31 protein-coding genes and 2 pseudogenes are annotated in these 25,937 nt (G+C 57.7%); 16 read left to right on the forward strand and 17 right to left on the reverse strand.

The genetic code is table 11. From position 1 onward, the window contains the following. Positions 1–715: 715 nt before the first annotated feature. Both BLW38_RS10805 and BLW38_RS10810 read right to left on the reverse strand, forming a co-directional pair. Positions 716–1,903, reverse strand: a complete 1,188-nt coding sequence (locus BLW38_RS10805) for an MFS transporter (RefSeq protein WP_092817261.1) — start codon at positions 1,901–1,903, stop codon at positions 716–718. Between the two features lie 132 nt (positions 1,904–2,035). Next, complete coding sequence (locus BLW38_RS10810) at positions 2,036–2,623, reverse strand: NAD(P)/FAD-dependent oxidoreductase (RefSeq protein WP_092817262.1); 588 nt, start codon at positions 2,621–2,623, stop codon at positions 2,036–2,038. 176 nt (positions 2,624–2,799) lie between these two features. Between BLW38_RS10810 and BLW38_RS10815 the strand changes: the two genes are divergently transcribed. The 3 genes and pseudogenes from BLW38_RS10815 to BLW38_RS16945 form a co-directional block, all read left to right on the forward strand. Then, positions 2,800–3,828, forward strand: a complete 1,029-nt coding sequence (locus BLW38_RS10815) for an LLM class flavin-dependent oxidoreductase (protein ID WP_092817263.1) — start codon at positions 2,800–2,802, stop codon at positions 3,826–3,828. 5 nt (positions 3,829–3,833) lie between these two features. Next, a complete protein-coding gene (locus BLW38_RS10820) occupies positions 3,834–5,069 on the forward strand; it encodes a digeranylgeranylglycerophospholipid reductase (protein ID WP_092817264.1) in 1,236 nt (411 codons plus the stop codon). A 32-nt stretch (positions 5,070–5,101) separates the two neighbouring features. Then, positions 5,102–5,338: pseudogene (locus BLW38_RS16945) on the forward strand (IS6 family transposase); the annotation flags it as partial. A gap of 157 nt (positions 5,339–5,495) precedes the next feature. Here BLW38_RS16945 and tuf read toward each other — a convergent pair. Next, complete coding sequence (tuf, locus tag BLW38_RS10825; protein ID WP_092817265.1) at positions 5,496–6,767, reverse strand: translation elongation factor EF-1 subunit alpha; 1,272 nt, start codon at positions 6,765–6,767, stop codon at positions 5,496–5,498. Positions 6,768–6,929: 162 nt separating this feature from the next. On the opposite strand from tuf, the gene BLW38_RS10830 reads away from it, so the two are divergent. Beyond that, positions 6,930–7,265, forward strand: a complete 336-nt coding sequence (locus BLW38_RS10830) for a winged helix-turn-helix transcriptional regulator (protein ID WP_218143054.1) — start codon at positions 6,930–6,932, stop codon at positions 7,263–7,265. A gap of 45 nt (positions 7,266–7,310) precedes the next feature. On the opposite strand, the gene BLW38_RS10835 is transcribed toward BLW38_RS10830, so the two are convergent. From BLW38_RS10835 to BLW38_RS10850, 4 genes are all read right to left on the reverse strand, one after another. Then, a complete protein-coding gene (locus BLW38_RS10835) occupies positions 7,311–7,610 on the reverse strand; it encodes a HalOD1 output domain-containing protein (RefSeq protein WP_092817267.1) in 300 nt (99 codons plus the stop codon). 152 nt (positions 7,611–7,762) lie between these two features. Beyond that, the gene (locus BLW38_RS10840; protein ID WP_092817268.1) at positions 7,763–8,617 is read right to left on the reverse strand and encodes a VOC family protein; all 855 of its coding nucleotides are present in this window, start codon (positions 8,615–8,617) and stop codon (positions 7,763–7,765) included. A gap of 10 nt (positions 8,618–8,627) precedes the next feature. Continuing rightward, positions 8,628–9,047, reverse strand: coding sequence for a DoxX family protein (locus BLW38_RS10845; protein WP_092817269.1), 420 nt, complete (start codon positions 9,045–9,047; stop codon positions 8,628–8,630). Continuing rightward, positions 9,047–9,748 (reverse strand): SDR family NAD(P)-dependent oxidoreductase, encoded by a 702-nt coding sequence (locus tag BLW38_RS10850; protein ID WP_092817270.1) that lies wholly within the window; start codon positions 9,746–9,748, stop codon positions 9,047–9,049. Before BLW38_RS10850 ends, BLW38_RS10845 begins: the two co-directional genes overlap by 1 nt. 62 nt (positions 9,749–9,810) lie before the next feature. Here BLW38_RS10850 and BLW38_RS10855 point away from each other — a divergent pair, with 62 nt between their 5' ends. Further along, a complete protein-coding gene (locus tag BLW38_RS10855) occupies positions 9,811–10,164 on the forward strand; it encodes a winged helix-turn-helix transcriptional regulator (protein WP_092817271.1) in 354 nt (117 codons plus the stop codon). 16 nt (positions 10,165–10,180) lie between these two features. Then, a complete protein-coding gene (locus BLW38_RS10860; RefSeq protein ID WP_092817272.1) occupies positions 10,181–10,474 on the forward strand; it encodes an SUI1 family translation initiation factor in 294 nt (97 codons plus the stop codon). A 151-nt stretch (positions 10,475–10,625) separates the two neighbouring features. Here the strand turns inward: BLW38_RS10860 and BLW38_RS10865 are convergent, their stop codons facing one another. After that, entirely contained in the window at positions 10,626–11,270 is a 645-nt protein-coding gene (locus tag BLW38_RS10865) for a trimeric intracellular cation channel family protein (protein WP_092817273.1), read from the reverse strand. Positions 11,271–11,605: 335 nt separating this feature from the next. Here BLW38_RS10865 and BLW38_RS16950 point away from each other — a divergent pair, with 335 nt between their 5' ends. Beyond that, a complete protein-coding gene (locus BLW38_RS16950; RefSeq protein ID WP_449404969.1) occupies positions 11,606–11,761 on the forward strand; it encodes a DUF7535 family protein in 156 nt (51 codons plus the stop codon). A 69-nt stretch (positions 11,762–11,830) separates the two neighbouring features. Here BLW38_RS16950 and BLW38_RS16850 read toward each other — a convergent pair. Then, positions 11,831–12,707 (reverse strand): annotated as a pseudogene (locus tag BLW38_RS16850) (MFS transporter); the annotation flags it as partial. Between the two features lie 254 nt (positions 12,708–12,961). Between BLW38_RS16850 and BLW38_RS16530 the strand changes: the two are divergent. The 5 genes from BLW38_RS16530 (at position 12,962) to BLW38_RS10895 (ending at position 15,400) form a co-directional block, all read left to right on the forward strand. Then, entirely contained in the window at positions 12,962–13,183 is a 222-nt protein-coding gene (locus tag BLW38_RS16530; protein WP_245710178.1) for a plastocyanin/azurin family copper-binding protein, read from the forward strand. 200 nt (positions 13,184–13,383) lie between these two features. Further along, entirely contained in the window at positions 13,384–14,358 is a 975-nt protein-coding gene (locus BLW38_RS10880; RefSeq protein ID WP_092817274.1) for a transcription initiation factor IIB, read from the forward strand. Continuing rightward, positions 14,358–14,648 (forward strand): helix-turn-helix domain-containing protein, encoded by a 291-nt coding sequence (locus BLW38_RS16535; RefSeq protein WP_245710168.1) that lies wholly within the window; start codon positions 14,358–14,360, stop codon positions 14,646–14,648. Before BLW38_RS10880 ends, BLW38_RS16535 begins: the two co-directional genes overlap by 1 nt. Before the next feature lie 96 nt (positions 14,649–14,744). Then, on the forward strand, positions 14,745–15,122 hold the full coding sequence (locus BLW38_RS10890; protein ID WP_092817275.1) for a winged helix-turn-helix domain-containing protein: 378 nt from the start codon (positions 14,745–14,747) through the stop codon (positions 15,120–15,122). Next, on the forward strand, positions 15,119–15,400 hold the full coding sequence (locus BLW38_RS10895; RefSeq protein ID WP_092817276.1) for a DUF7521 family protein: 282 nt from the start codon (positions 15,119–15,121) through the stop codon (positions 15,398–15,400). The genes BLW38_RS10890 and BLW38_RS10895 overlap by 4 nt, the downstream gene beginning before the upstream one ends. Before the next feature lie 501 nt (positions 15,401–15,901). Here BLW38_RS10895 and BLW38_RS10900 read toward each other — a convergent pair. The 5 genes from BLW38_RS10900 to BLW38_RS10920 form a co-directional block, all read right to left on the reverse strand. Next, complete coding sequence (locus BLW38_RS10900) at positions 15,902–18,184, reverse strand: heavy metal translocating P-type ATPase (protein WP_092817277.1); 2,283 nt, start codon at positions 18,182–18,184, stop codon at positions 15,902–15,904. A gap of 132 nt (positions 18,185–18,316) precedes the next feature. Beyond that, the gene (locus BLW38_RS10905; protein WP_004594582.1) at positions 18,317–18,514 is read right to left on the reverse strand and encodes a heavy-metal-associated domain-containing protein; all 198 of its coding nucleotides are present in this window, start codon (positions 18,512–18,514) and stop codon (positions 18,317–18,319) included. 146 nt (positions 18,515–18,660) lie between these two features. Beyond that, a complete protein-coding gene (locus tag BLW38_RS10910) occupies positions 18,661–19,056 on the reverse strand; it encodes a hypothetical protein (protein ID WP_004594583.1) in 396 nt (131 codons plus the stop codon). Between the two features lie 137 nt (positions 19,057–19,193). After that, positions 19,194–19,469, reverse strand: coding sequence for a DUF7521 family protein (locus tag BLW38_RS10915; RefSeq protein WP_004594584.1), 276 nt, complete (start codon positions 19,467–19,469; stop codon positions 19,194–19,196). 3 nt (positions 19,470–19,472) lie between these two features. Next, a complete protein-coding gene (locus tag BLW38_RS10920) occupies positions 19,473–19,823 on the reverse strand; it encodes an ArsR/SmtB family transcription factor (RefSeq protein WP_092817278.1) in 351 nt (116 codons plus the stop codon). 114 nt (positions 19,824–19,937) lie between these two features. On the opposite strand from BLW38_RS10920, the gene BLW38_RS10925 reads away from it, so the two are divergent. Then, complete coding sequence (locus BLW38_RS10925; RefSeq protein WP_092817279.1) at positions 19,938–20,498, forward strand: DoxX family protein; 561 nt, start codon at positions 19,938–19,940, stop codon at positions 20,496–20,498. A gap of 30 nt (positions 20,499–20,528) precedes the next feature. Then, positions 20,529–20,927 carry an SHOCT domain-containing protein gene (locus BLW38_RS10930; protein WP_049986209.1) on the forward strand — a complete coding sequence of 133 codons (399 nt, stop codon included), beginning with the start codon at positions 20,529–20,531 and terminating at the stop codon, positions 20,925–20,927. A gap of 11 nt (positions 20,928–20,938) precedes the next feature. Here BLW38_RS10930 and BLW38_RS10935 read toward each other — a convergent pair whose 3' ends face one another. Further along, positions 20,939–21,388 (reverse strand): universal stress protein, encoded by a 450-nt coding sequence (locus tag BLW38_RS10935; protein ID WP_092817280.1) that lies wholly within the window; start codon positions 21,386–21,388, stop codon positions 20,939–20,941. Between the two features lie 184 nt (positions 21,389–21,572). Here BLW38_RS10935 and BLW38_RS10940 point away from each other — a divergent pair, with 184 nt between their 5' ends. After that, positions 21,573–22,073, forward strand: a complete 501-nt coding sequence (locus BLW38_RS10940) for a CBS domain-containing protein (protein ID WP_004594590.1) — start codon at positions 21,573–21,575, stop codon at positions 22,071–22,073. A 68-nt stretch (positions 22,074–22,141) separates the two neighbouring features. Here the strand turns inward: BLW38_RS10940 and acnA are convergent, their stop codons facing one another. Continuing rightward, on the reverse strand, positions 22,142–24,925 hold the full coding sequence (acnA, locus tag BLW38_RS10945) for an aconitate hydratase AcnA (protein ID WP_092817281.1): 2,784 nt from the start codon (positions 24,923–24,925) through the stop codon (positions 22,142–22,144). Positions 24,926–24,996: 71 nt separating this feature from the next. Beyond that, positions 24,997–25,194: a heavy-metal-associated domain-containing protein gene (locus BLW38_RS10950; RefSeq protein WP_049938510.1), complete on the reverse strand. Its 198-nt coding sequence runs from the start codon at positions 25,192–25,194 to the stop codon at positions 24,997–24,999. Positions 25,195–25,328: 134 nt separating this feature from the next. Here BLW38_RS10950 and BLW38_RS10955 point away from each other — a divergent pair, with 134 nt between their 5' ends. Next, on the forward strand, positions 25,329–25,919 hold the full coding sequence (locus BLW38_RS10955; protein ID WP_049986206.1) for an AsnC family transcriptional regulator: 591 nt from the start codon (positions 25,329–25,331) through the stop codon (positions 25,917–25,919). The last annotated feature ends 18 nt before the right edge of the window (positions 25,920–25,937 follow it).

Genomic DNA, 25,937 nt, shown 5'->3' on the forward strand with positions numbered 1-25,937 from the left:
TTCGATTCACTCGACGAACTTACAACGGCAATCGATACCGCTCTTGACCAAATTTCTATCCCAAAAGTGAGCAACTATTTCTAACGTCTACTATACTCTGATTACCGAGATCCCATCGCCGACTCTCGGTAAAGTCAGAGTCAGAACACATCTTATAGACATCAACGAAGCAGCGCATGTGACCTCCTCCTCGCCGTAAACGGAGAGGGATCGAAGATCCCTCAGGCAGCCGGCCGTAGGCCGGCGACGGCGAGGCTTCCCACGGCACCGCGCCGCTGAGTTGGGATATTTACTGGTTGACGACCTGTCGGCATGACGGGCCGATGGCGGGGCCACACCGCCGTTACTCCTATCCCGGCGGGGGACTCGGAGTTATCTTCACCGAGACACCACAGCGGTTCGAGAGGGTATCTCGAACGTTTTGAGCCTCGGAGTCCCGATATTGTGCATTTGAGTGGGCGGTAAGACCGCCTCGGCGTACGTTATGTTACGACACGCTGTCACTTAAATACCCGTATTGCTGCTGAACGTGGGTTGTGGAGGCGTTGTCGGATTCACGCCCGTCCTCAGAACGCGTTGCGTTCTGGTGTGCGAACGAGACGCTTTGCGTCTCGTCAACGCCGTGAACGGCGGGATTCTCCCCTCGAAGAAAGATAGCGACTTCCACAGCGGAAGCTGTGTCGCTCCGGTCGGTTCAGTGCGTCGTTCGATTCCGTCAACCGCCTCCGCCACCCGGTACCGGGCCTCGTTCGTGAGACGTGATCTTCCAGACGGCTCTGGATGTAACAGTGGCGATTGCGATCTCCAGCCCGCCGGCGGCGACAAACGCCGGTAGATACCCGTATAGCTCCGTGACGGTCCCACCAATGATGAACCCGCTCAGCATCCCGAGGCTTCCAAACACGTTGAAGCCACCCATCGCAGCGCCCCGTTCTGTCGCCGGCACTATGTCGGTGACGAGGGCCATCGTCGTCGGAGAGACCAACGCGCCGCAGATACCGACAAGAACCATCAGTCCCGCCGCAATCCCGTACGTAGGAGCGAGGACGACAGCGATGATTGTGACCCCGTACAGCACCGATCCGACGACAACGGGGACGAAGCGACCAATCCGATCAGAAAGCGAGCCGACCGGATACTGCAACACTGCGAACGGTACGAAGAACAACGCCAGTGTGAGCCCCGCCTGTGCGGCGTCAACGCCGAACGCTTCTCTGAAGTAAGCGACACCGGTCAGCGCGAAGAACCCCGCAGTTAACCGGTCAATGTAGCCGAACGCGAACGGGACGAGTAACGTCGGGCGAGTTCGCACGCGGTCAACGACCGTACCCACGGGAAGCCCGCCACCGGAACCCCGGTCGGGAACCGTCGCAGCGAGGACAGCTGCACCAGCGAGGAGCGCTGCACCGCCGTACAGGGGCGCGAGCGGGTCGACGCTCGTCAGTTGACCGCCGACGACCGAGCCGAGCGCCGCACCGAGTCCGATAGCCGTCCCGGCCGCGCCCATATTTCGGCCGTGACCGCCCGAGAGATCCATCAGCATCGTGATCGACAGCGAGAACGCACCGATCGTGAACGCACCGCCAATAACGCGCACTAGTAGTACGACGCCGAACCCGAACCCGAGGGTGGGTGCGGACGCGACTACCAGATAACTTGCTGCACCGCCCACAGCGCCAAGTACGATAAGTGGGGACCGTGTGCCGAGTGAATCACTCACGATACCCCACAAGACGGCACAGACGACGAACGCGGCGAACTCGGCGATCAGGAACCACGTCCCCGCGAGAATGCTCTCACTGCCTCCAAGCACCGAGACGATCTCGTCGAGTCCCGGATAGAGAAAGACCTGTGAAACGAGGACACTCCACACGACGAGCGCAAGTCTGGATCGGTCACTCATAGGGATGAATTCCTCGCAGCGGCTGCGGTCCGATTGTTGGTATCGCTCTCTCGGGTTCGGCTACACCGGTACGGGGAGCCACCCTCAGACGGGAAGTAGCGAATGAGACGAGCGAACACCGAAGGGCCCTGATTACTCGGTATCGACTAACGACCCGAACAGTTCTTCGGCGTCCGCTGGCACGTCGAAGTCGTGGAAGTGCTCGCCTTTCTCTTTCGTGAGAATGTTGAGCGCGGCTGCTGCACCGTCACCTGCCGAGATGACCGCCTGCCACTCTTCGGCTCGGACCATCGCGCCGGTCGCGTACGCGTCTTCGACTGACGTTTCCATCGTCACGTCCACGTCAACGACGTCCGCATCGGTGAACGAGCAGCCTAAGTTATCCGCGAGATCGCGGTTCGCCCCCGTCGCTAACACGACATAGTTCGCAGTGTACTCATCATCGCTTGTGGTGACGCGGAACCCATCGTCGGTTGTCGAAACGGACGTGACCTCGGTGGCTTGGTGTCGGGTGACGCCGAAATCATCGACCTGGTCGCGGAGCGTGGCCATATAGTTCGTTCCGTCGATCGACCCGATGCCAGGGTAATTGAACAGGTGGGCCTTGTGCATCCACGTCTCGTCGGTGTCGAAAACAGTCGTTTCGAGGGCGTTCTTCGCCGTGAACAGCGCGGTACTGAGACCAGCCGGACCACCACCGATAACAAGTACGTCTGCCATAGTAGCTAATTATTCAGTCAGTGCGAAAAACCTTCTCAATCCCATCGACACACGACCGTAAGCAGGGTCGTTTCGGGAGTTTATCTCTGAGCGTGTCCCATCGACGGTCTGGCAATTGGTGCGAAAAAGAGACGGACTAACCAAACCGTTAACTCTCGCAGTCTCCGAGTCCGCACATGGATCTCTCTATCGTCGACCTGTCCCCCGTCCCCGACGACGGCACCGCTAGTGATGCGTATGCGAACACCGTCGAGGCTGCCCAGCAGGCCGAACGGCTTGGCTATTCTCGATTCTGGGTGGCCGAACACCACGGTATGGCAGACTCGATCGCCGGCACGACGCCCGAAGTGCTGCTCGGGCACCTTGCCGCCGAAACGGAATCGATTCGGCTGGGGTCGGGAGCGGTGCTGCTCAACCACTACAGCCCGTTCAAGGTCGCCGAACAGTTTAGCGTGCTGGACGCGCTTGCTCCAGGCCGTATCGATGCGGGCCTTGGTCGGGCGAACGGGTCGCCAGCGGCCGACCGTGCACTCGGAACGGACCGGCGCGTACAGAACCCCGATAAGGACCACTCAGAGAAGATCGAAGCCGTCGTCAACCATCTTTACGACGACTATCCCGACGAACACCCGTACAGTGACCTGCAGATCCCACGTTCCGAGGCGGGAACTCCGGATCCATGGGTGCTCGGGTCCAGTCCGTCGAGTGCGGCGATCGCTGCCAAACTCGGGCTCCCGTACTGCTTCGCAGCGTTCATCCGACCACAGCTCGCCACTCAATCATTCGAGGCGTACCGCGAACAGTTCCAACCCTCATCACTGGCCGGTGGCGTCGACGAACCAGAGGGGATGATTGCGGTGAATGCGGTCTGTGCAGAGACTGACGACGAGGCAGCACGGCTCCGGGCCGTGGCCGAGGCGTCGTATAAACGTATGCAACGCGGTGTCGTCGGAACGAGGCCCTCCATCGAAGAAGCCATCGACGAACTCGGTAGTGTTCCCGAACCGACGCCCGCAACACTCGATGCTGGCGACTGGCCACGAGCGATTTCCGGCAGTCCAGAGACGGTCGCGTCACTTCTCGAACAATTCGCGGAACGCGTCGGCATCGACGAAGTGATGATTCAGCATATCCACGCAACCCACGACGACGCACTCCGATCGCACGAACTGATTGCCGACGGAGTTGGACTCAATTACCAATAGTTCCAATGTCTGACAACAATCATTACGATATAGTGATCGCTGGTGCAGGACCTGCAGGGGCTCAGTGCGCACGCGACCTCGCCGGCCGTGGATATGACGTGGTGGTTCTGGAGATAGAAACAGAAGAAGAGTTCCCGGCACAAAGCAACAAGTCTACGGGTGGCACATTCGCATCGATGATGGCTTCATTCGGCATTCCAGATGACGTAGTCATGCATGAGACCAGCTTAGTAGTTCTCGAGTCCCCTAATAATTACCTCACCCAGGATCAACCAGGATTTATTCTTGACTTTGCAGCTTTCAAAGAGTTCCTGGTCGAAGATGGTCGTAAAAAAGGGGCAGAATACCGGTTTAACGCTCGCGTTAGGGATCCGATCGTCAAAGGTGGGGATGTTGTTGGCGTCCGGTACAATGGTGACGAGGAAATCTACGCAGAGATAATTATCGATGCTACAGGACCAGCTGCACCGTTAGCCAAAAGTTTGAGCATCGTTGATCTTGAGCGGAAAAACCACGCGGTTGGCATTGAGTACCAGTTTGAGGGCATCAACACCAATCCTCCCGGGTATGCCGACCTCACTGACGCGATGATGCTGCGGCTAGATCACGAGTACGCTCCCGGAGGCTATTCCTGGCTCTTCCACACCGGCGAAGACGAGGCAAAAGTCGGTGTTTGCTTCATCCAAAACGAACGATATCGAGAGAATGACACCCACGATCGAACTATAGATGGCTTCCTTGAACACTGGCTTGAGACTGACCCACGCTTTGAGAATGCCAGTCGAATCCCTGATACCCAGGTTCGCGGTTCCGCACACGTACAATCCCCCGGGTCAATGAGTACGACGTCGTTCATGGCTATTGGCGATACGGTCCCTTCGATCGATCCCGTATGGGGTGAAGGTGTGTACAAGTGTATGAAATCAGCTCGTATGGCAGCGCTGACTGCTGATCGCTGTCTCACAGGTTCGGTGGATACGTCTACAAGAGAAATGGCGGTCTACGACGATCTCTGGCACAAGCAGGTCGCACCTCAACAAGATCGTCGTCTGATGATGACCAAGATGCTGTATCTCGCATCGAATGAACGGTACGATCAGCTTATGAAGGATCTAAACAAGATTGACCGGGACACTCTCTCAGCGATCAACAACGGGAACAAGCGCGAGATCGCCAAATTATTGCACCCAAGTGACTTGTCCCTACTCTGGAGATTCTGGCGAGAAACACAGGCTCAGTAGCGGAACCACCAGCAATCCGACAACAATCGTATCAGCACAACGTCTCCGATGCTATGTTTCTCGTCGATGACGCCACCGATCTCGCCGGTACGCTCCGTCGAAAAGGACTTGAGTACCGCGTCGAGATCCACGGCTATACAAACCAAGTTGAACGTGTATTTCGTGGGGTACAACGTACTTCTTCATTATCAAAGTGCTTCAGCAACTCCGGTCCCCTGACCGCAGGAACGTGGTTACAAGCCCACGCAGTCTGGTGGGATCATGCTTAAGTCAACACGACGACCACCAGCGTCGTTGCAGTGTAAATCCATCTGACTCCGGTTTACTTAGAACGAAATCCAAGATCAAGACGCTGTATCAGGTGTTGGATTGCCTCTTGTTTACGATAACAAATCACCGACAATGATGGCGTCCGCCATCAGTGATTTAGTCTCGCTCGTTGATTTCGAGGACCTTCCCAGCCGCGATTGTCTGGCCCATATCGCGGATGGCGAAGCTCCCTAGCTCGGGGATTTCGCTCGATGGTTCGATGCTGAGGGGCTTCTGTGGTCGGATCGTGACGACTGCAGCATCGCCGGATTTGATAAAGTCAGGTTCCTCTTCGGCAACTTCGCCGGAGGAGGGATCGATCTTCTGGTCGATGGATTCGATGGTGCCGGCGACCTGCGCCGTATGTGCGTGGAGAACCGGCGTGTATCCGGCAGTAATCACGCTCGGGTGCTGCATAACGACGATCTGTGCCTGGAAGGTCTCGGCGACCGTTGGCGGGTCGTCAGCAGGACCGACGACGTCGCCTCGGCGGATGTCGTCCTTGCCGATACCGCGAACGTTGAACCCGACGTTGTCACCGGGATCGGCCTTCGGAACTTCCTCGTGGTGCATCTCGATGGTCTTCACTTCGCCGCTGACATCCGATGGCTGGAACGAGACATTGTCGCCGGTGTTGACGACGCCCGTCTCGACGCGGCCGACCGGGACCGTACCGATGCCGTCGATTGTGTAGACATCCTGGATCGGCAGTCGAAGGGGCGCATCCGACGGCGGTTCCGGTTCAGGTAAGTCGTTCAGCGCCTCCAGTAGCGTCTCACCGCCGTACCAGTCCGTGTTTTCGGAGGGCTCGGCAACGTTGTCGCCCTCGAAGGCGGATACGGGGATAAACGAGGCATCGCCGGTATCGAACTGAACTTGCTGTAGCAACTGGGTTACTTCGTTGACGACCTCGTCGTATGTGGATTCCTTGTAGTCGACGAGATCCATCTTGTTTACCGCGATGATCAGTTCGTTAATGCCGAGCGTGCGGCCCAGAAAGACGTGTTCTTGGGTCTGGGGAGCGACGCCGTCGTCAGCGGCGACGACAAGGACGGCGTGGTCAGCCTGGGACGCGCCCGTGATCATGTTCTTGACGAAGTCTCGGTGGCCGGGTGTATCGACGATAGTAAAGTCGTACGTCTCCGTCGAGAACTCTTGGTGGGCGATGTCTATCGTGACACCTCGCTCGCGCTCTTCGGCGAGGTTGTCCATGACATAGGCGAATTCGAACCCGCCTTTACCCTTCTCCACAGCTTCCTCGCGGTGCTGTTTGATGACGTGCTCGGGGACGCTCCCTGTCTCGTAGAGAAGTCGCCCCACGAGTGTACTCTTGCCGTGGTCGACGTGGCCAATGATGGCCAGGTTCTGGTGGGGTTTGTCAGTACTCACTGTATCCCAAACTACGAATTTAGAAGTTAAAAGCTACTAAGTTAGAAGTACGGTAGGAACTACCAGATATGGAAGTGTTGGAGCATACTCGCACAGTTTGGGTATGGGAATGTAGACTTGGTTTCTCACAACATACATTACTACTGAAATCGTAGTAATGCTATGAGCAAATCCGACCGGGCGGAAACGCAACATAACCATAGGATGAGTACGGTTTTTTCCTTACTCGGGAAGGCTCACACGCTGGCGATTCTCAAGGAATTCGTCTTGGACGACGATGCACCGATTCGGTTTGGGGAACTCGAAGATGAGCTCGATATCTCCCCGAATACGCTGTCTCGGCGGCTTGATGAACTCGTCGAAGCTGGATTCTTGGAACGCACACAATACGACGAGATCCCTCCCCGCGTGGAATACGAGATGACACAGATGTTAAACGACCTCGAACCGATGTTCCGAGAACTGGATGAGTGGATGGATCGTTACTGCTCAGAGTAAAGTGAGTATCTTGAGTCCGAGGGTGTATCGCTCGCTGTATCCGGTTTAGTTTCGTTCGGAAACGCGAACTGTATCCGGGGTCACGCTCACCTGGCAGCCGTTATAGTGGAATACAACTGTACTCTCGGGTAAGATGTTCTCATCGAACAGGCCATCAAGGTGTTCCGGATCAATGGCCTCGTATAGCAGTTCAAGGTTCGTTCCGGACGTGTTCATAACGGAGGCGACAGCCCGGATGACAGCCTGGCTGTGTGATTCATCCGCCCGGATCTCGTAGACGTAAGTATCATTATGTGGCGGTCCGGAGGTGTCGTTCCCGTTCTCGTCGGGGGGATGGTCAGTCATTGCGTATTGGAGGAGTTTGTTCTGTCTTTCACCAGGAATCCGTTACTACGGTACTGAGAGTGAAAAGCTACTAAGTTAGAAGTGGAGTAGTAACTACGAGATATGGAAGTGTTGAGGTGTCCTCACACAGTTCGGGTATTGGTGTAAGGGATTCACCCTTGGAATCGAACTTCGATCTCATCTGGCCCGGTAACAGCTATTCCGTTATCCCTTGCAGTGACCGTATACTGACTGTCGGAGATTCGCTCTCGGATCACGTCGAGTGCCTCTGTTTCTGGGAGGACGACCTCGAACCAGGACAGTCCTCTACCGCCGACTGGTTTTGATCGATGATTCCACGTGTTCGCTCCGATGTGGTGGTGATATCCACCCGCCGAGACGAAGGATGCGGCGGGCACGGTCGTCTGCACTTCGAACCCGAGCGTGTCCACGTAGAAGCCCCTGAACGCGTCGAGCGAAGAGACCTCGAGGTGGACGTGCCCGACGTCCGTTCCCGACGGGGCCTGATTACCACCTGTGGCAGCAGATTTGATACTGGCGAGGTCGAGCGGTTCGGTGCTGATCCGAACACGACCGTCGTCGGCGATTGGCCAGTCCTCACGGGGGTAGTCGCGGTAGATCTCAATACTGTTCCCTTCCGGGTCAGTGAGATACAGCGCCTCGCTGACCCAGTGATCGGAGGCACCACCGAGTTGCCACTGGTCCCGTATCCGAGCCAGTGCGTCACCGAGAGCCGCACGCGAAGGGACTCTGAACGCGTTGTGATACAGCCCGGCCGCTGATCGGTGACGCTGGAGGGTATCTTCAGTTCCCTCCAGAACGAGGAGTGGTGTGTCGTCAACCCCGAGAACCGACGTAGTATCGGCTGTACGGAGCACACTGAGGCCAACGACGTCCCGGTAGAACTGGGACATCTCCTCGAGGTCACCGACGCGAAGCGCGGTCCGGCCGATACGTGTCCCCTGCGGAAGCGTGTCTGAATTTGCTGACGTCGATTGCGTGGTCATTCTTGTGTGTCTAAAGGCCGATGTTGAGGGCGTACGGCCATGCGGTGCCACTGAGTGCAGCGACTACGAGCGCAGCACCGAAGAGCGTGGCGTTTTTCAGGAAATCCGTCATTTCAGACTGACGCTGTTCGGGATCGTCGACCGTCCAAAAGTCGTGCATCACCGGCGTCACCACGAGGAAGAACAGCGCAATCGCTGCTGCCCCGAGAAGTGGGTAGACACCGAGCGCGATGGCAAGTCCGCCCATGATGAGCATGAGGCCGGACACGATGACGGCCAGTCGTGGGGCGGGCACGCCCTTGGCGTCGGCATAGCCACTCATCCCGTCGAGGCCCGTGAAGTGACTCAGGCCCATAAACGCGAGCAGAATACCGAAGACAAGGCGGCCGACCAGGAAGGCGAGACCACCAGCTGCAGTTTCCAGCGCCATTAGTTTGCCACCTCCGGCTGGCCACCGGTCATCTGAACGATCTGTCCCCTCACGCCCTGGTTCGAGAGCAGGTGGATCACTTCATCGACGATGACCTCTGGGGCCGTCCACTCCGAGAAGTCGGCGTCGGGCATTGCCTCGCGGTTGCCCGGCACGTCGATGAGGAACGGAGCGACGGCGTTGACGCGGGCATCGAGTTCGATATCGAGTGATTCGGTCAACGTCCGGACCGCGCCCTTCCCAACGTCGTATGCAAGCGTTCCGCCGACAGGGTCAATGGCGCGGTCGGAACTGAACAGGACGACACCACTCTGCTCGCCGAGGTGGTTCGCGAAGGCCTTGACAGTCAGGAACGCCGTCGTCGCGTGACGATTCAGAGTAGCCTGGAATGCATCACCGTCGGTATCACTGACGCTGCCCATCGAGAAACCGCCGGCGAGGCCGACGATGTGATCGACTGAGCCGTGTTCGTCGGCCACAGTCTCAGCGAAGTCTTCGGCTGCCGTCTGATCGGTCAGATCTACTTGGTAGTACGACACTGCGTCAGCGTACTCAGCACGATCCTCGACATCAGCTCTCGCAGTTTCGGTAACGTAGGTGCCGACGACATCGGCGCCTTGGTCAACGAGTTGGTCCGTCACGTACGGGCCTATGTTGCCGGTCGCACCGGTCACGAGCACCGTCGCGTTCTGTAGTTCCATTACAATACCTAGTTTGGTTCCAAACCTATTTATAGCTCAGGCAATAATTGTGTAACTAGGTAATGGCGACCCAACCCCAAACGGCCGACTCCGACCACGAATCCGACGTCGAACAGCGGAATGCAGATGTCTGCAACGTCGTCGGGGCTGTCGAGGAGATGGGGGCGAAGTGGAAGCTCATCGTCCTCAACGACCTGCGAGACGGTGAAAAGCGGTTCAACGAACTCAAGCGCTCAACCGGGGCCAGTTCTTACACACTCTCGCGTGTGCTCGACGACTTGGAGGCGGAGGGATTCGTCGACAATCACAAGGAGTTCGAATCGCCGGTCGCGAGCTATTACGCGCTGACCGAGAAGGGTGATGCCCTCTGTCCAGTGTTCGACGCACTCGACGACTGGGGAGAGGACTGGCTGTAAATTCGGTGAGCCACTCGTGCCAGACGACGATCCATTCGACGATCTCGATGTGCCCGAGGATCCGCTCGCTGACCTCGGCCGTGCGACAGAACAGCTGACCGTCCGGAGTGAAGAGCGTCGATATCGCAAGACAATGGTCATCATCGAAGGGTTCGAAGGTGACACCGATCTCGAATCGCTCGCCTCGGAGCTGAAATCTACACTCGGAACTGGAGGCACCGTCAAAGAAGGACACATTGAGATCCAGGGCGACCACGAGGGGCGCGTCCGCGAACTCCTCGAAGAAAGCGGGTACTCCGTCAAGGGATGACTCGAGTGCTGAACACGGTAGATGTCGAACACCCGCAAGGAGAGGAGACAACTGGCTATTTTTCACTGTCGAACTGAAGGTCCAGCGGGCTCTCACGAAAACGCCAATCATTTCCGGAAAATATGATGTCTATCTAGAATCGATCTCTTAGCTATTCTAAATTCTGTACCGTCGGGAGATGCCAGTCGTACGTAACTGCAGCTAACCGAGTCGCAACGGTCACGATCGCACACACCGCGGCAGCCGTACTCCCAGCGGCCCCAAGAGCTCCCACTATCCAGTATGCACTCCCACCCAGGACTGCACAGCTAGCATAGAAGTCTTCGAAGAGAATGAACGGGGACCGATCGAGAAGAATATCTGCGACCGCACCACCACCGACGGCGTTGATCGTCGCAACAGCAATAATACCGAATTCTGATACACCGGCCTCAGTTGCGACGATAGCACCAGTTGTCGCAAAGGCAGCGAGCCCGATCGCATCCGCAACAAGCGCGATTGGGTGCGTTTCTGGAGCTGTAAGGACGACACTCAGTACGATTGCTAACCCAACGCCAAGCAGTCCCAGGCAGATTTCGATTGGGGACTGAAGTGCTAATGGAACCCGTGTCACGAGGAGATCGCGTGTCACACCACCAGCAAATGCCATTGCCAACCCAACGATAGTAATCCCAAGCACGTCGAATTCTTCACGGATTGCCTTCGATGAACCGACGAGCGCGAACGCGATCAAACCGATCGTATTCATCACCGCAAATGGATCACCAAACAAGACTGCAAGAAGATCCTGATCCATTTACTCGACCTACGAGAACGAGTCCCTTGAGTGCTCTGAGACGACGTTCTCTAGATCCACAAACCCCTCACGTATAGTCACTACACAACCTGTATCGAGCAATCCGAAACTTGAAGCGCTAACGTATGTGGCCTGTTCTATGACACCTCGATACTACCGGTTGACCCCCTCCCCGCGAACGCGGAGGATTCCCGAACGTTGGGATAATTAACGCTAACTGGTTAATCAGCTGTATTCGAATCCTGTGTACAAATTATGGGTTCAAGCTGCTATAAGCCATTCAAAGCCACTAATCGAACAGTTAGTTTTTGGTGTGGGAGTGCATAGTATCGTGTATGACGAGATCAGTGAGCCGTCCCCGGACAGACCGTTCGAGCACTGAAATGAGTATGATTGGGTATCTAGTCGCTGCTCCGTTGGTTATCCTGCTCCTCCCTCTTCTTCCCTTCCTGGTACTCCTCTGGATCGGGGACAAAATTACGACGGGATGAGGAACGGATCAGTCATCAAATCAGGAATCTTAGCAGCCTAGACAAACTATCGGTAGAGAACACATCTAGCTACGATCTCGATTCTAGTGCGACCCATGCGACTGCAATCGCGAAGATAGCGAGGATTCCAGCGAGTAAGAATGCAGTATCGAATCCGGCTTGGTCAACAACAATACCGCCTGCAATCGGGGCAAGGAACGCGCCTGTCAACCCAATACTCGTCTGGAACGCAACCGCTGTCGCGGCGACCCGCGAATCAACCACCTCGCTGACGTACGTAAAGGACAGGCTGAGCGTCAACTGGACCGCAAATCCAGTGAGGAGTAGGAGCACGACGAGCAGGGGCAGCGACCGAAACCGAGTAAAGACGAGCACGAGCGGCGCCGCGACTGCGAAGGATCCGAGGACAATGGGTTGACGACGGCCACCGAAGACACGAGCAGACAGGAGGCCACTACCGATCCGGGAGACGACCCGGATCGTCGGGAACACCGCCACCAAGAGGCCACTCACTGCGAGTGATAGGCTAAGTTCGGCGGTGAGATACGACGCGCCCCAGCTATTATGAATAGCCGAGAAAGCCGAGCAGCCCAACCGACCAGACACTCCGGTTCCGGAGGACCGCGCCGAAGTCCTCGAGAGAGGGAGCGTCCCCCTGGTTCGTTCCGAGTCCGCGACTGGCCGGCCAGAACAGGACGGGGCCGACGACTGTGAGGCCTGTGAATGCGACAAAGATGGCGGGCCACCCGAACTGATAAGCGATCAGTGGCCCGGCCCCCTGCCCGAGCGCGAATCCGATTGGGCCACTCGCGGTGAAGATGCCGACAGCTGTCGCTCGATTCTCGCTGGTCGCTGCCCGACTCACGATGTCGATGCCAGCGTTCCATACGACGACGTAGGCGACCCCACCAAGCGCTCGTGATGCGATTACAGATCGATAATCCCCTGGCTGTAGTAGCTCGAATCCAGATGCAAGTGATGCGACGGATACACCTTCGAACGGGGGAGACGAACACGGTCCTGATGGTCACGGAGGGAAGCGACAATTACTTCGCTCCGATTGGGCTCTTCGTCGAATCCGGCGAAACGGTCACGTTTGAGATCGATAGTGGAAGCCACTCTGCAACAGCATACAAGGAAGGGACTGGACAGGCGTCAGTGACACAAATCCCAGACAGGGCTTAGACCTTCGACAGTGGGATCCTCAGTGACCAAGGCGCAACGTTCGAACACACCTTCGAGACCACGGGAACGTACGATTACTTCTGTATCCCGCACAAGAGTCTCGATATGGTCGGCCGCATCGTCGTCGGCGAGCCTGGTGGTCCAGCAGAGGGGAGTATGCCACCGGACGGGGACGTCCCCGAGAGCCAGACGATTGTCGATCAAAGAGCAGTTTCGTCCAGCGATTTTTCTGGGTGACACCCTATACACTAACTGCACGTTTGCGAAGAGACCGATAAGAATTTTCAATCCACTACGTTTTATTTGGTTCTAGCAAATAGCATTGCGGATTCCCAAAGTTTGGGATTCCGCCACATACTCATCGGCTGTCGATCACACCATTGCTAGAGAGACCCATTCAGAGTGAGCGAACGTCGGTACTGAATCCACCAGCATTCATGACTAAAACGCAACTCGATATCGAAGACGGCCGTACAGATGACAGGAAGTCGGTTACTGAATCCCAGCCGCCTTCATCGTGTCCGGAGTGCGACGGGCAGATTGTGCATGACGATGAGCGCGGAGAAACGACCTGCGAAGAGTGTGGCTTGGTCCTTGACGAGGATTTCATCGACCGTGGGCCGGAGTGGCGGGCATTCACTACCGACGAAAAAGACGATAAAAGCCGCGTCGGCGCACCGACCACGCAACTCATGCACGATAAGGGGCTTAGTACGACGATTAGCTGGCAAGACAAGGATGCGTACGGCCAATCTGTATCCGGTCGGAAGCGAGCTCGCCTCCAGCGCCTTCGCACGTGGGACGAACGGTTTCGGACGAAAGACGCCCACGAACGGAATCTCAAACAGGCACTCGGTGAGATCAGTCGGATGGCATCCGCCCTCGATGTTCCGGACCCAGTTCGAGAGACAGCAGGAGCGATCTATCGACGGGCAGTCGAAGAAGATCTCCTGCCGGGACGGTCCATCGAAGGCATGGCAACAGCCGCACTGTACGCCGCGGCCAGACAACATGGGACACCTCGACAGTTGGCTGAATTCGCTGAGGTCAGTAGAGTCGCAGAAATCCGGATTCAGCGAGCCTATCGGTATGTCTCCAGGGAGCTCGGACTAGAGATCAAACCAGCGGATCCGCTGGAATACGTCCCCCAATTCGCGTCAGCACTCGATGTGAGCGACGAGGCCGTTCGTCAAGCGCGCGATCTCCTCACCACGGCAAAGGCAGAAGGGGCACATAGTGGGAAAAGTCCTGCCGGTCTCGCCGCGGCCGCACTCTACGCGGCAACGCACCTCACGAACGAACAACTGACACAAGAGACGGTGAGCGACGCGGCTCTCGTGAGCATGGTAACGATTCGGAATCGCTACCAGGAACTGCTGGAGGTCTACGCAGAGAGCGGAGGCGATACGTAATGACCGAGCAGAGAGAATCGCGTCACGATGAGGGAGCAACCGCTGACCGAGCAACAGATGTATTGAGTGAACTCGGTCACGAAACCGACCGGGAAATCCTCATGATACTCGTCGCGGAGTCGCCGCTCCATATCATGGACATCGCCCGCACTGCAGATCGCCATCCGATCACGATTGACCAAACGTGTGCCCGGCTCTATGAGCACGGCCAGATCCATCCAGTCGGTCGAGGACTCTACGAGATTACTGATGACGGAAAACGGCGAATTGGAGACGACTCCGAGACGTAATCCCTGTGGGATGACAGCGTTCGCAGGCTGCTTCCACTCCCCGCCTGAGACATCGTAATCGGTTAGCATATCCCGAGTACCTGCCAAATTCAGACAATGGTTCGTGATTCAGCGTCATTTGAGGACGCTCCATCGCTGCAGACTGTCCTTGATGCGCTGAACGACGCCGACTGTCGGGCCATCCTCCGCGAAACAGCTGAACCCATGACCGCAACCGAACTCATCGATACCTGTGACATCCCCAAATCAACGTTGTACCGGAAACTCGAACTCCTTAGCGACGCCTTGCTCGTCCGCGAGCAGGATACGATCAACCCCGGCGGCGGTCGGACCACGAAATACGAACGCGATTTTGACGACGTGATGATCTCTATGGACGAGGACAACGACTTCTCGGTAACGGTTGAGCGACCGCCACGGAACGCCGACGAACGGCTTGCGGACCTCTGGTCGAAGATGGGGGATGAACTATGATTTGGGTGGAAACAGCCATCGTCGTCGTCAAGACGGTGATTCTACTCCTCGGAAGCGGGATCACGTATATCGCGTTCAGAGCCTATCGCAACACGGGAACGCCATCACTTCGAGTGCTCGGCATCGGGTTCGGTGTCATCACATTCGGCGTGCTGCTCGCAGGCATCGCCCATCAAATTCTCTCGGTCTCCCTGGAGATGGGTATCCTGATCAACAGCATCCTCTTGGCAATTGGCCTGGCGATCGTCTTGTACTCGCTCTATCTCGAACGTGGTTGAATCCCTGAGGGGCGACGCGATTCGGTTCCTTGTTTCCATCCTATGCATCCCATCGATTCAACTGAGTATCTGTCTCATCTCTGTACGAGATTGAGGATACATATCGTATCGTGAACAACCCTCGAATCGGGGCGCGCTACCGCGTGCACGAAACCACGTTCTCAAGCCGTTACCGAGAAGGATTTCATCGAGGTCCGGGAATCGGTCCACTGACGGATGTGGATCTAACTGCGGACCCGTGGAGGGAGATATTCCAATCGTAATCATCTGCGATCTGCTCGACGATCGTGAGGCCGAAACCAGTCTCATCCGGCGCTGCCGAATAGCACGATTTACTAACGGATGGTATACTTCCTCGGGGATCTCAGGCCATCGTCTGCGGATCAGTACCTGTGTCCAGCATGCTGACCATCACCGTCACATCGACGTCGCCGTGCTCAACGGCATTACGGAACCGGGTTTTCGAACAGTTCTGCACCCTCAACTGAAAGGCAGAGATGCTTAGTCTGCAGCCTGAGCGCTATCGGGTGGTGAGATCCCAGGGAGATCCGGAAGCGAAAGGTCGACACGCCGAAGCAATTGTGCGTTGATCGCGACGATCACCGTACTGAGTGACATCAACAATGCACCGACAGCCGGAGACAGCAGAATCCCGATCGGAGCCAATACGCCCGCTGCAAGCGGGAGTGCGAAGACGTTGTATCCGGCGGCCCACACGATGTTCTCCTGCATCTTCCGGTAGCTCGCCTTGCTGAGTTTCACGAGCCGGACCACGTCCATCGGGTTGTTCTGGACGAGGATGACGTCCGCCGACTGGACGGCAACGTCCGTGCCGCTACCAATAGCGATGCCGATATCGGCCCGCGTCAGCGCCGGTGCGTCGTTGACGCCGTCACCGACCATTCCCACGAGCTTCCCCTGGTCTTGGAGTTCCTGCACTTTCTTGTCTTTGTCTTCGGGGAGGACCTCCGCGAACACTGTATCGATGCCTAGTTCGTCAGCAACAGCTTCGGCGACGTCCTGGGAGTCACCGGTCAGCATCGCCACCTCGATGCCTAGATCTTTGAGGGCGTCGACGACGCGGAAACTCTCCTCGCGGATCACGTCGGCCATCGCGAACGCGGCGATCAACTCTCCGTCGCGAATGAGATACACCACGGTCTGGGCGTCCTCGCCGGCCTCGTCAGCGAATTGTTGAAAGTTGTCTGGAATCTCGCTATCGAGTTGGGTTAACAGGTTCGGCCCGCCGACGTACACCTCGTTTCCGTCGACGCTCGCGCGGACACCCTTGCCTTTAATCGCCTCGAAGTCACTCGCATCAGATGCGCTAAGACCACGCTCGTCGGCTGCCTCGCGAATGGCTCGCGCGATCATATGCTCGGAGTCACTCTCGACGGCTGCCGCCAAGGCGAGTGCGTCGTCCTCGTCGACGCCATCGCCGGTCGCCATATCGACGACGCCGTGCTCGCCCTCGGTGAGCGTCCCGGTCTTGTCAAAGATGATGGCGTCCAGATTCCGAGCGTCCTCCATCGCGATCCGATCACGGACGAGGATCCCGTTGCGAGCCGCGAGTGACGTATTGATCGCGACGACCAACGGGATGGCGAGTCCGAGGGCGTGTGGGCAGGCGATGACGAGTACCGTGACGACACGTTCGATCACGGTCGCATCGAACGAGACTGCGACTGTCCACGCGAGTGCCGTCACGACTGCCGTCCCGAGCGCGACGTAAAACAGCCACCCCGCCGCTCTGTCAGCCAACACCTGAGTCTTGGATTTGCTCTGCTGGGCTTCCTCGACCAGTCGCATGATGCCCGCGAGCGTGGTCTCCTCGCCGGTCGCACCGACGCGCACGCGGAGACTGCCGTCGCCGTTGATGGTACCGCCGATGACCTCGTCGCCAGGTTCTTTCGAAACCGGTTTCGACTCACCCGTGATCATCGACTCGTTGACGTCCGAATCACCTTCCTCGACGGTGCCGTCAGCAGGGACACTTGCGCCCGGCCGGACGAGCACGAGATCGCCTTCCGAGAGCTCCCTGACGGGAACCTCCTCGGTTTCTCCGTCGTCGGTAATACGCTCGGCGGTGTCTGGCATCAGTTTCGCCAGTTCGTCGACCGCGCTGGAGGCCCGCCGGACCGACCGCATCTCGATCCAGTGGCCCAGCAGCATGATGTCGATCAGCGTGACGAGTTCCCAGAAAAACGCAGACTGCGTCGGGAAGACCACGCTCGCGAGACTGTAGACGAACGCGACGGTGATCGCCATCGAGATCAACGTCATCATCCCCGGCGACCGGTCTTTCAGCTCCGGCACCGCCATCTGGAGGAACGGCATCCCACCGTACGCGAAGACGATGACCGCGAAGACGGGGTTGATCCACTCGCTGCCCGGGAACGCGGGGACGGAGAACCCGAGCCACTCCTGCAGCATTTCGCTGTATAGCAGGACTGGGATCGACAGGAGCGTCGAGACGAAGAAGCGCCGGCGGAACATCTGCTCGTGGCCCTCGTGCATCCCGCCATGCCCCTCACCGTGGCCCTCATGGGAACCGTGGTCGTGTCCTTCGCCCTCGTGTCCAGCGTGCTCGTGCTGCTCGTCGAGCACCGTCTCACTCTCCGCAGCAGGGTGTGCCTCTTCTTCCAGTAGCTCCTGTTCTACCCGCTGCTCGTCCGACTCGGCGTCCGATTCATCCTGCTCGCCGTGTTCGTGCTGGTGACTGCTGTCGTCCTGCTGGTGTTCCCCTCCAGGGGGATTCTCATTTGTATCTTTGTGGTCGTCCATAGCCCATATTCTCTGTAGAGGTGGATCCGCTGGCCCCCTGAATCTTCCCCACTGAAACTGTACAGCAGGACCAGCGTAGCGAAGCTTCAAAGACAACGGTTGGCCGTTGTCTCGGAGTGGTCCGCGCGATTCTCAGGCGTAAGCGGTGTACCCGGCGTCTTCGACGGCCTCCACGAGAGCTGTGACATTTGCCTCACCATCGACGCTCGCCTGTTCGCTCTCCCTGTCGACGGTCACGTCAGTCACGCCGGATACCTCTTCGAGGGCCTCTTCGACCGTCTGCTCACAGTGACCGCACGTCATGCCTTCCACGATGATCGTCGTCGTCATACAGGGATACACACGGCCTCCTCTCTTTAGCGGATTTCCCCTTCGATCATACTGATATCGTGGGGCTCAAACTTTAGATTCAAAGTGATACCTGCGGCCGTAACGAACTAGACATCGGATGCGCCAGGTGTCAATAGCGAGGTGGCTCAAGTATCGTTGTGACGCTCTCTGTACGTCTTCGCCGCTAAAAAGACATAGAGTGCGCCGATAGCCCGAATGCCCAAGCGGAATCGCTCGTTCCATTCTATCGACTCTGGACGCTCGTACAGGAACGCGGTGGCAAATCTCTGATACAGGTCGGGAAATAAGAGGACTATCGCACCGAACACGCCGGTAAGATTCATCAGCAATGCGTATGCTCGCCCGTTAAAGAGTGAAAGCGCAGCTATCAGAACACCCTCCGACCGGACTGCTGGACGTATCCACCCTCTCACTGTTCCCTCGTCTGGATTCGAAATGGCGAGTTTCTCGAAGAGCTCGACGATTTCGTCCGGGAACAGCGCTGAGATAGCGCCGAGGACACCGACGAGTGTTCGAATCATACGATATGGTACGACCGATATGGATATAACTCCCACTGCGACGCTACACTATCGAGAACGAGGGGAGTCCGAACAGTAGCGGCTTCGAACCGGGCACGACGCGCAGAGGCCGCTTGTCGAATGGGCGTCCTGAATCCTTATGGATTCGGGGCATACAGGGCGTAGAGGATAGACAGCATCCCGGCTGCGGTGACGAGTGCTGCGACGAATCCTGCTTCGAAGATCGACACCTGGAGGAGTTCGAAGAGGACGCCTTCAAGGAGGCCGCCAAGCCCGACCAATGCGAAGCCGGCGGCGACGTACAGGAGTAACTGCGTGTGATGTCGTTGGTACCCGCGATAGGCCTGATATGCGATGACCAGTGCTAACGCGGTCGTGAACAGTTTGCCGATGACGAATAGCGTGTGGTCCATGATTCAGTCTCCCCGCATTTCCTCGAAGATGGTCGTAATCCGGTCGGCGGGGTCAGGCTGGATGTCGATGTTGACGTCGAAGCCCTCCGCCTGCAGGAGGATTTCGATGCGTTCGAGGCGCGCCTCATACTCGCTGTAGTGCCGTCCCCCGGGGTCGACGTGCGTATACTCCTCGAGGAGGCCCTGCTCGACGAGGCGGGTGACACGGCGCGAGACGGTCGGGCGTGACATGTCACATTCCTCGCTGAGCTCCTTCGCAGACAGGCGGTCGGTCTTCGTCGCCACGAGGATGTCGCGGGCGTACTCGTCGTCGAGTGTCGCGAAGATTTCCGACGGGTCGGCCTCCTCAGTCACACGTCTCTACTCGCGACAGGAGCGTAATATAGCCCGCCGATTTTCTGACCCAGAACGCCGGCTCGCCGTTATATCGTCTCTGCCTCCGTACTGATAGTTGAAGGTGCAATAACTATGTCCACACTCGACTCCGGCATGAATCAGCTCGAGAGCAGAGTCGGCGGTCTGACCGTCGGCGGGAAAGTTCACAGTCTCAGTGCGTGGTTCGTGCTCGCGCTCCGTCTCATGATGGGCTACGCGTTCGCGTACTCCGGGTTCACGAAGATCACCGGCGAGTTCGCCGCGGGCGGTTACCTCACGAACGTCGCGGCGACGAACGGCAACCCGCTCGCGGGGATGTTCGCGTGGATGGGGAGTACGCCGTGGTTCGTCGAGTTCGCGAACGTGGCCGTCCCGTGGGGCGAGCTGTTCATCGGCCTCGGCCTGCTCGTCGGCGCGTTCGTCCGCCTCGCGGCGTTCTTCGGCGCGCTCATGATGCTCATGTTCTACTTCGGGAACTGGGACATGAGCCACGGGTTCATCAACGGGGACTTCGCGTACATGCTCGTGTTCCTCGCGGTCGCCGCGTTCGCCGCGGGCCGCATCCTGGGCCTCGACCAGTACATCGAGAACTACGACGTCGGTGGCGAGACGCTCGTTGAGCGCTACCCCGCCCTCGAATACATCCTCGGCTAACCACGCCGAACTCTCTTCAGGAGTACAATAATGCAAAATCCAATTCAAGCACGCGGGATTCGTTCTCTGGGACTCATCGTCATCGGAGCACTGACGCTAGCCGTCATCATTGGAATGACTCTGACGCACGCTGCTGTTCCAGATACAGTGATGTGGGACTGGCATGACGGGATGTGGAATGATGGTCACATGGCCGGGTGGGGAATATGGAGCTGGGGGATGATGTTGATCGGTTTGCTGTGGATGGCACTTCTGATCGCCCTTCCCGTCTACATCGTCTACTGGCTGACAACGCGGTCGCCATCGGACGGCCCCACCGAGGATAGCGCACTCGCTGTCCTCCAGGAACGGTACGCTCGCGGCGAAATCGACGACGAGGAGTTCGAACGCCGGCGCGCCCGACTCACGCCTGACGGCGGCCGTTACTGACTGTTCTTCCCCTATTCGTCGACTTCCGTCTTCACGACGGTCGCTGGGCGGGTCGTCAATCGAAGGACGCGGTCGGTCACGCTTCCGAGCAAGGCCCGGTATTCTTCCGGCCGGTGTTTCGTTCCAAGTACAAGTAGATCCATATCTTCGGCATCAGCATACCGTACAATCGTCTCAGCCGGTCGGCCGTGCTCAATTGCTTTGACAACATTGACACCGACCTCCTTCGCTTTATATTGGATGTCTGCGATTGTTTCCGTTCCAAGTTCTTCGAGGCCATGTTCTGGGCCTTCGGCTTCATCAACGTACTCGTCACCGCTGTATGCTGTTACGACGTCCTCATCGACTACATACAGAACATGAAGATCGGCATTATGGGCCTCTGCTAGCGCGATAGCATGGGATTCAGCTTCCTCAGAAGCAACTGTCCCGTCAGTCGAGAGCAAAACCGTATCGTACATTTCTCTTTACATATTGAGACTAGATTATAAAAGCCAGCGCTCTTGGATAGTGGCGTAGCTGGTAACACTTTTTGTAACTTCACAAAGTTTGGAGATTGTCGTCTCTCAGGGTTGAAGAGTGGAGGATTTCTATGACGACCAGCTGATGCTAAGCTATTTCCTGTTATGAGTCGTACTGATTAGCATGGGTACCAGACCAACTGACCTCCGGATGGACATTGGTCGTATTGCTGATGAGTCGGTCGCCCGTGTCACGCCTGACGCCACGGTTGCCGAGATCGCTCACACGATGATCTCCCAATCGCGGTGTGCCAGGTACGTGGTCGTCGAAGAATCCGATCAGATCTCTGGTATCATCACCGACCGAGACCTGATTGCTAACCTGCTCACCGAGGAAAGCGAGTTAAGTGTGCTCACAGCCGAGACTAGTGGAGACGACGTACGAGCTGCTGACGTGATGACGCGTGACCCACTTACTGTGCCAGCAGATGCTGAGATTCCAAAAGTCCTGAGACAAATGAACGAAGCGGGTGCTCGACACGTCCCGGTTGTTGAAGACGGGAGCGTTATCGGGATGATCACTCTGGACGATTTAATTACGCATGTTGCTGGTGAGAGTGCACACGTTTCAGCTCAGATGGATAACGTAGCGGGCATCATCCGAACAGAGTCTACGCACGATTGAAACGCTAATTTGGACTCAAAGTTATTCGTGTTGCTTGTGCTTCCAGAAATAGAGTCAGTTGAGAGAGATTATCGCGTGAGGAGCCGTCTAAGGACGTAGTGGAGGATGCCGCCGTGTTCGATATAGGTCACGGCGGCCGGCGTGCCGACCTGTGCTGTGACCGGGAACTCGACAGTCGACCCGTCCGCGCGCTCGGCGATAACGGTCAGTTCGTCCATCACATCGAGCCCGTCATCGAGGCCGTGGATCGTGAAGATCTCAGACCCATCCAGACCGAGAGATTCCCACGAGTCGCCATCATCGAACTGCAGGGGGAGCACACCCATGCCGACGAGGTTGTCGCGGTAGATGCGCTCGTAACTCTCGGCGATGGTTGCGCGAACACCGAGTAGGTCCGTTCCTTTCGCCGCCCAGTCCCGGCTGGAGCCGGTACCGAACTCTTCGCCTGCCATCACGACGAGCGGGACTCCCTCCTCGCGGTAGCGCTGGCTGGCTTCGAACACGGTCGTCTGCTCGTCGGTTGGGTGGTGGATCGTATAGCCACCCTCGACATCGTCGAGCATCTCGTTCTCGATGCGGACATTGGCGAACGTTCCCCGCATCATCACCTCGTGGTTGCCCCGGCGCGCGCCGTAGGTGTTGAACTCGTGCGGCTCAACGCCGTTATCGAGCAGCCACTGGCCGGCAGGGAGGTCAGATCCGAAGGGGCCAGCAGGGCTGATGTGGTCGGTCGTAACGGTATCGCCGAGTGTCAGCAGGCAGCGTGCATCCTCAATATCGGCGACGCCGGGTTTCTCTACCGGGAAGTCCTGGAAGAACGGCGGCTCTCGGATGTATGTCGAGTTGTCGTCCCACTCGTAGACGTCACCTGTGGGCGCGTCGAGAGCAGCCCACCGCTCGTCACCCTCGAACACAGAGGCATACTTCTCCTCGAACATCTCAGGAGAGACGTTCTCGTGGATTGCTGCCTGCACGTCCGCTGCGTCGGGCCAGATGTCCGCCAGATACACCGATCCCCCCTCCTCGTCGGTGCCTAGCGGCTCGTTCTCGAGGTCGACGTCCATCCGCCCTGCGAGGCCGTAGGCGACGACGAGCGGCGGGCTCGCGAGGTAGTTCGCGCGGATCTTCGGGTGAATACGCGCCTCGAAGTTCCGATTTCCGGAGAGGACGCTCGTCGTCCAGAGGTCGTGGTCGTCGATCGCTTGCTCGATGGGATCGGGAAGTGGTCCGGCGTTCCCGATACAAGTGGTACAGCCGTAGCCGACGACCGCGTACCCGAGCTCTTCGAGATACGGAAGCAGGCCCGATTCCTCGAGGTACTGCGTGACGACGCGACTGCCGGGTGCGAGACTCGTCTTGACGTACGGCGGGACATCTAAACCTTTCTCGACGGCGTTCTGGGCAAGCAGACCAGCAGCGATCATCACCGACGGGTTCGAAGTGTTCGTACAGCTCGTGATGGCGCTGACGAGGACGTCTCCGTGTCCAATTTCCACTGTCTCACCGTCGAGGTCGACCTCGACGCGTTTGGTTAACGGGTGCAGTTCCGATTCGGGTTCGACCTGAACACCGCCGTCGGTCTCCGCACCAGCTGCATCACCTTCGCCGAGCCACCGCTGTAGGGCGTCTTCGTCGACATCATCGAGGTCGTCTTCGAACTCCCCGTGGAGAAGTCCCCGGAAGCTCTGTTTCACGTCCCCCATCGGAATCCGGTCCTGTGGCCGCTTATGTCCGGCGAGACTCGGCTCAACAGTCGAAAGATCGAACTCGACCACCTCGGTGTATTCCGGTTCCTGTTCTCCGAATAGCCCTTGCGCTTCGAGGTACTCGCGAACAAGGTCGATGTGGGCGGGGTCACGCCCGGTGAGTTCGAGATACTCGAGCGTCTGCTCGTCGACCGGGAACATACTGATCGTCGAGCCCTGTTCGGGCGCCATATTGGCGATCGTGGCCCGGTCGGGGACTGTGAGATTCTCCACACCAGGACCGAAGAATTCGACGAACCGGTCGACGACGCCGACCTCGCGGAGCCGTTCGGTGATGTGGAGCACGAGATCCGTCGCCGTCGCGCCCTCGGGTAATTCGCCTTCGAGGCGGACGCCGACGACCTCGGGAAGTTTCATCGTGACCGGCTGACCGAGCATTGCCGCTTCCGCTTCAATGCCGCCGACGCCCCAGCCGACCACACCGATGCCACCGATCATCGGGGTGTGGCTGTCCGTACCGACGAGTGTGTCCGGTAGGAGCCAGTTCTCACCGTCTCGCTCGCGGGCGTGGACGACCCGGCCCAGATGCTCGAGATTCACCTGGTGGACGATGCCGGTCCCCGGCGGGACGACGTTGAAGTTCTCGAAGGCGTTCTGCGCCCACTTGATCGCGCGATACCGTTCGGCGTTGCGCTCGTACTCCAGTTCGACGTTCTTCTCGTAGGCGTCCTCGGAGTCGAAGTAGTCGACTTGGACGCTGTGGTCGATTACGAGATCAATAGGGATCTCTGGTTCGACCAGGGTCGGGTCCCGATCTTTGCGGTCGACTTCGGATCGAAGGGCCGCCAGGTCGACAACTGCGGGCACGCCAGTGAGATCCTGTAGGACGACTCGTGATGGAGAGAACGGAACCTCTGCGTCCGGTACGTCTGGCTTCCAGCCAGCAGCATTCTTGACATCCGCTGCAGTAACAGTTTCGCCGTCGGCGTTCCGGAGCACCGACTCAAGCAGAATACGGATGCTCACAGGGAGCGTGTCGAGGTCACAGAGCCCCTGCTCTTCGAGTGCTCGAAGATCGGCCATCTTGTACGTCGTCCCGTCGACGTCGAGCTCGCGGACGGCATCGAACGGAAGTGTATCAGTCATAGTATCTACACCTGGGATTGGCAGTCGTATCAATCCCTCTCCGAATCCGATTCGACGAGAATCGGGATTTGTTACGCAGAGGCATCGTATCCAGCGTCTTCGACCACAGTCACAAGCTCATCCCGTTCAGCGGACCCCTCGACCGTCGCGGATTCTGAGTCACGATCCGCAGTAGCAGACGTAACCCCCTCAACTTCTTCGAGTGCCTCTTCGACGGTCTGCTCGCAATGTTCACAGGTCATTCCTTCGACGGTGATTGTCTGAGTCATATCCATTCGTAGATAGGGGCGAGTATTCTATGTGGTTTTCTGCTTAGAATCCAATGTTGTCGCAGCCCTGGATCACCGATTTCGAAGGTGTGTTGTGGGCAACAATAATGTATCCTGCGAGACGAAGCGGTCGTATGCGCAATTTGGATGAAACCGACTTAGAAATCCTCTCGTTACTCGCTGATGACGCCCGCCGCCCGTTCAGCGATATTGGCGAGGAGGTCGACTTGTCGGGGCCAGCCGTGTCTGACCGGGTAAAGCGATTACAGGAAGCTGGCATCATTAACAACTTCACGATTGACGTCAACCGGGCTCATCTCCGAGCTGGTGTACCGGTATTTATTCAGGCCGAAATCGGCTCAGCGTCGTTGGAGGCCGCCCGCGAGCGGGCTCGAGAGTCAGATGGCGTTGAACACGTCTTCACGACCTCCGAAGGAGATCTTTGGTTCTATGCCCGTGTTGAAGCCCAGAACGTACGTCAGTGGGTAGATGGACTCTTTAACGAGATCGATGTAGCAGATTACACCGTCACGCTAATTGACGAGCTTGAATGGACGCCGTCCGTTGATGGCGTCGAATTTGCACTCACCTGTGCTGAATGTAACAATACCGTTGATAATCAAGGTGAAACGACGAGAATCGACGGAGAGATCTATCACTTCTGTTGTCCGTCCTGTCTCACACGGTTCGACGATCGGTATCAGCGACTCGAAGAGGGAGCGTAACGCTGTCTTTGGAATCCA

It is taken from the genome of Halopenitus malekzadehii, assembly GCF_900108505.1.
Classification (GTDB): domain Archaea; phylum Halobacteriota; class Halobacteria; order Halobacteriales; family Haloferacaceae; genus Halopenitus; species Halopenitus malekzadehii.

Excerpts from the sequence above, each read along its gene's own strand:
- BLW38_RS10805 (WP_092817261.1), bottom strand. The coding sequence starts at position 1,903 with ATGAGTGACCGATCCAGACTTGCGCTCGTCGTGTGGAGTGTCCTCGTT.
- BLW38_RS10810 (WP_092817262.1), bottom strand. The coding sequence starts at position 2,623 with ATGGCAGACGTACTTGTTATCGGTGGTGGTCCGGCTGGTCTCAGTACC.
- BLW38_RS10815 (WP_092817263.1), top strand. The coding sequence starts at position 2,800 with ATGGATCTCTCTATCGTCGACCTGTCCCCCGTCCCCGACGACGGCACC.
- BLW38_RS10820 (WP_092817264.1), top strand. The coding sequence starts at position 3,834 with ATGTCTGACAACAATCATTACGATATAGTGATCGCTGGTGCAGGACCT.
- BLW38_RS10830 (WP_218143054.1), top strand. The coding sequence starts at position 6,930 with ATGAGCAAATCCGACCGGGCGGAAACGCAACATAACCATAGGATGAGT.
- BLW38_RS10835 (WP_092817267.1), bottom strand. The coding sequence starts at position 7,610 with ATGACTGACCATCCCCCCGACGAGAACGGGAACGACACCTCCGGACCG.
- BLW38_RS10840 (WP_092817268.1), bottom strand. The coding sequence starts at position 8,617 with ATGACCACGCAATCGACGTCAGCAAATTCAGACACGCTTCCGCAGGGG.
- BLW38_RS10845 (WP_092817269.1), bottom strand. The coding sequence starts at position 9,047 with ATGGCGCTGGAAACTGCAGCTGGTGGTCTCGCCTTCCTGGTCGGCCGC.
- BLW38_RS10850 (WP_092817270.1), bottom strand. The coding sequence starts at position 9,748 with ATGGAACTACAGAACGCGACGGTGCTCGTGACCGGTGCGACCGGCAAC.
- BLW38_RS10855 (WP_092817271.1), top strand. The coding sequence starts at position 9,811 with ATGGCGACCCAACCCCAAACGGCCGACTCCGACCACGAATCCGACGTC.
- BLW38_RS10865 (WP_092817273.1), bottom strand. The coding sequence starts at position 11,270 with ATGGATCAGGATCTTCTTGCAGTCTTGTTTGGTGATCCATTTGCGGTG.
- BLW38_RS16950 (WP_449404969.1), top strand. The coding sequence starts at position 11,606 with ATGACGAGATCAGTGAGCCGTCCCCGGACAGACCGTTCGAGCACTGAA.
- BLW38_RS10880 (WP_092817274.1), top strand. The coding sequence starts at position 13,384 with ATGACTAAAACGCAACTCGATATCGAAGACGGCCGTACAGATGACAGG.
- BLW38_RS16535 (WP_245710168.1), top strand. The coding sequence starts at position 14,358 with ATGACCGAGCAGAGAGAATCGCGTCACGATGAGGGAGCAACCGCTGAC.
- BLW38_RS10890 (WP_092817275.1), top strand. The coding sequence starts at position 14,745 with ATGGTTCGTGATTCAGCGTCATTTGAGGACGCTCCATCGCTGCAGACT.
- BLW38_RS10895 (WP_092817276.1), top strand. The coding sequence starts at position 15,119 with ATGATTTGGGTGGAAACAGCCATCGTCGTCGTCAAGACGGTGATTCTA.
- BLW38_RS10900 (WP_092817277.1), bottom strand. The coding sequence starts at position 18,184 with ATGGACGACCACAAAGATACAAATGAGAATCCCCCTGGAGGGGAACAC.
- BLW38_RS10905 (WP_004594582.1), bottom strand. The coding sequence starts at position 18,514 with ATGACGACGACGATCATCGTGGAAGGCATGACGTGCGGTCACTGTGAG.
- BLW38_RS10910 (WP_004594583.1), bottom strand. The coding sequence starts at position 19,056 with ATGATTCGAACACTCGTCGGTGTCCTCGGCGCTATCTCAGCGCTGTTC.
- BLW38_RS10915 (WP_004594584.1), bottom strand. The coding sequence starts at position 19,469 with ATGGACCACACGCTATTCGTCATCGGCAAACTGTTCACGACCGCGTTA.
- BLW38_RS10925 (WP_092817279.1), top strand. The coding sequence starts at position 19,938 with ATGTCCACACTCGACTCCGGCATGAATCAGCTCGAGAGCAGAGTCGGC.
- BLW38_RS10930 (WP_049986209.1), top strand. The coding sequence starts at position 20,529 with ATGCAAAATCCAATTCAAGCACGCGGGATTCGTTCTCTGGGACTCATC.
- BLW38_RS10935 (WP_092817280.1), bottom strand. The coding sequence starts at position 21,388 with ATGTACGATACGGTTTTGCTCTCGACTGACGGGACAGTTGCTTCTGAG.
- BLW38_RS10940 (WP_004594590.1), top strand. The coding sequence starts at position 21,573 with ATGGGTACCAGACCAACTGACCTCCGGATGGACATTGGTCGTATTGCT.
- acnA (WP_092817281.1), bottom strand. The coding sequence starts at position 24,925 with ATGACTGATACACTTCCGTTCGATGCCGTCCGCGAGCTCGACGTCGAC.
- BLW38_RS10950 (WP_049938510.1), bottom strand. The coding sequence starts at position 25,194 with ATGACTCAGACAATCACCGTCGAAGGAATGACCTGTGAACATTGCGAG.
- BLW38_RS10955 (WP_049986206.1), top strand. The coding sequence starts at position 25,329 with ATGCGCAATTTGGATGAAACCGACTTAGAAATCCTCTCGTTACTCGCT.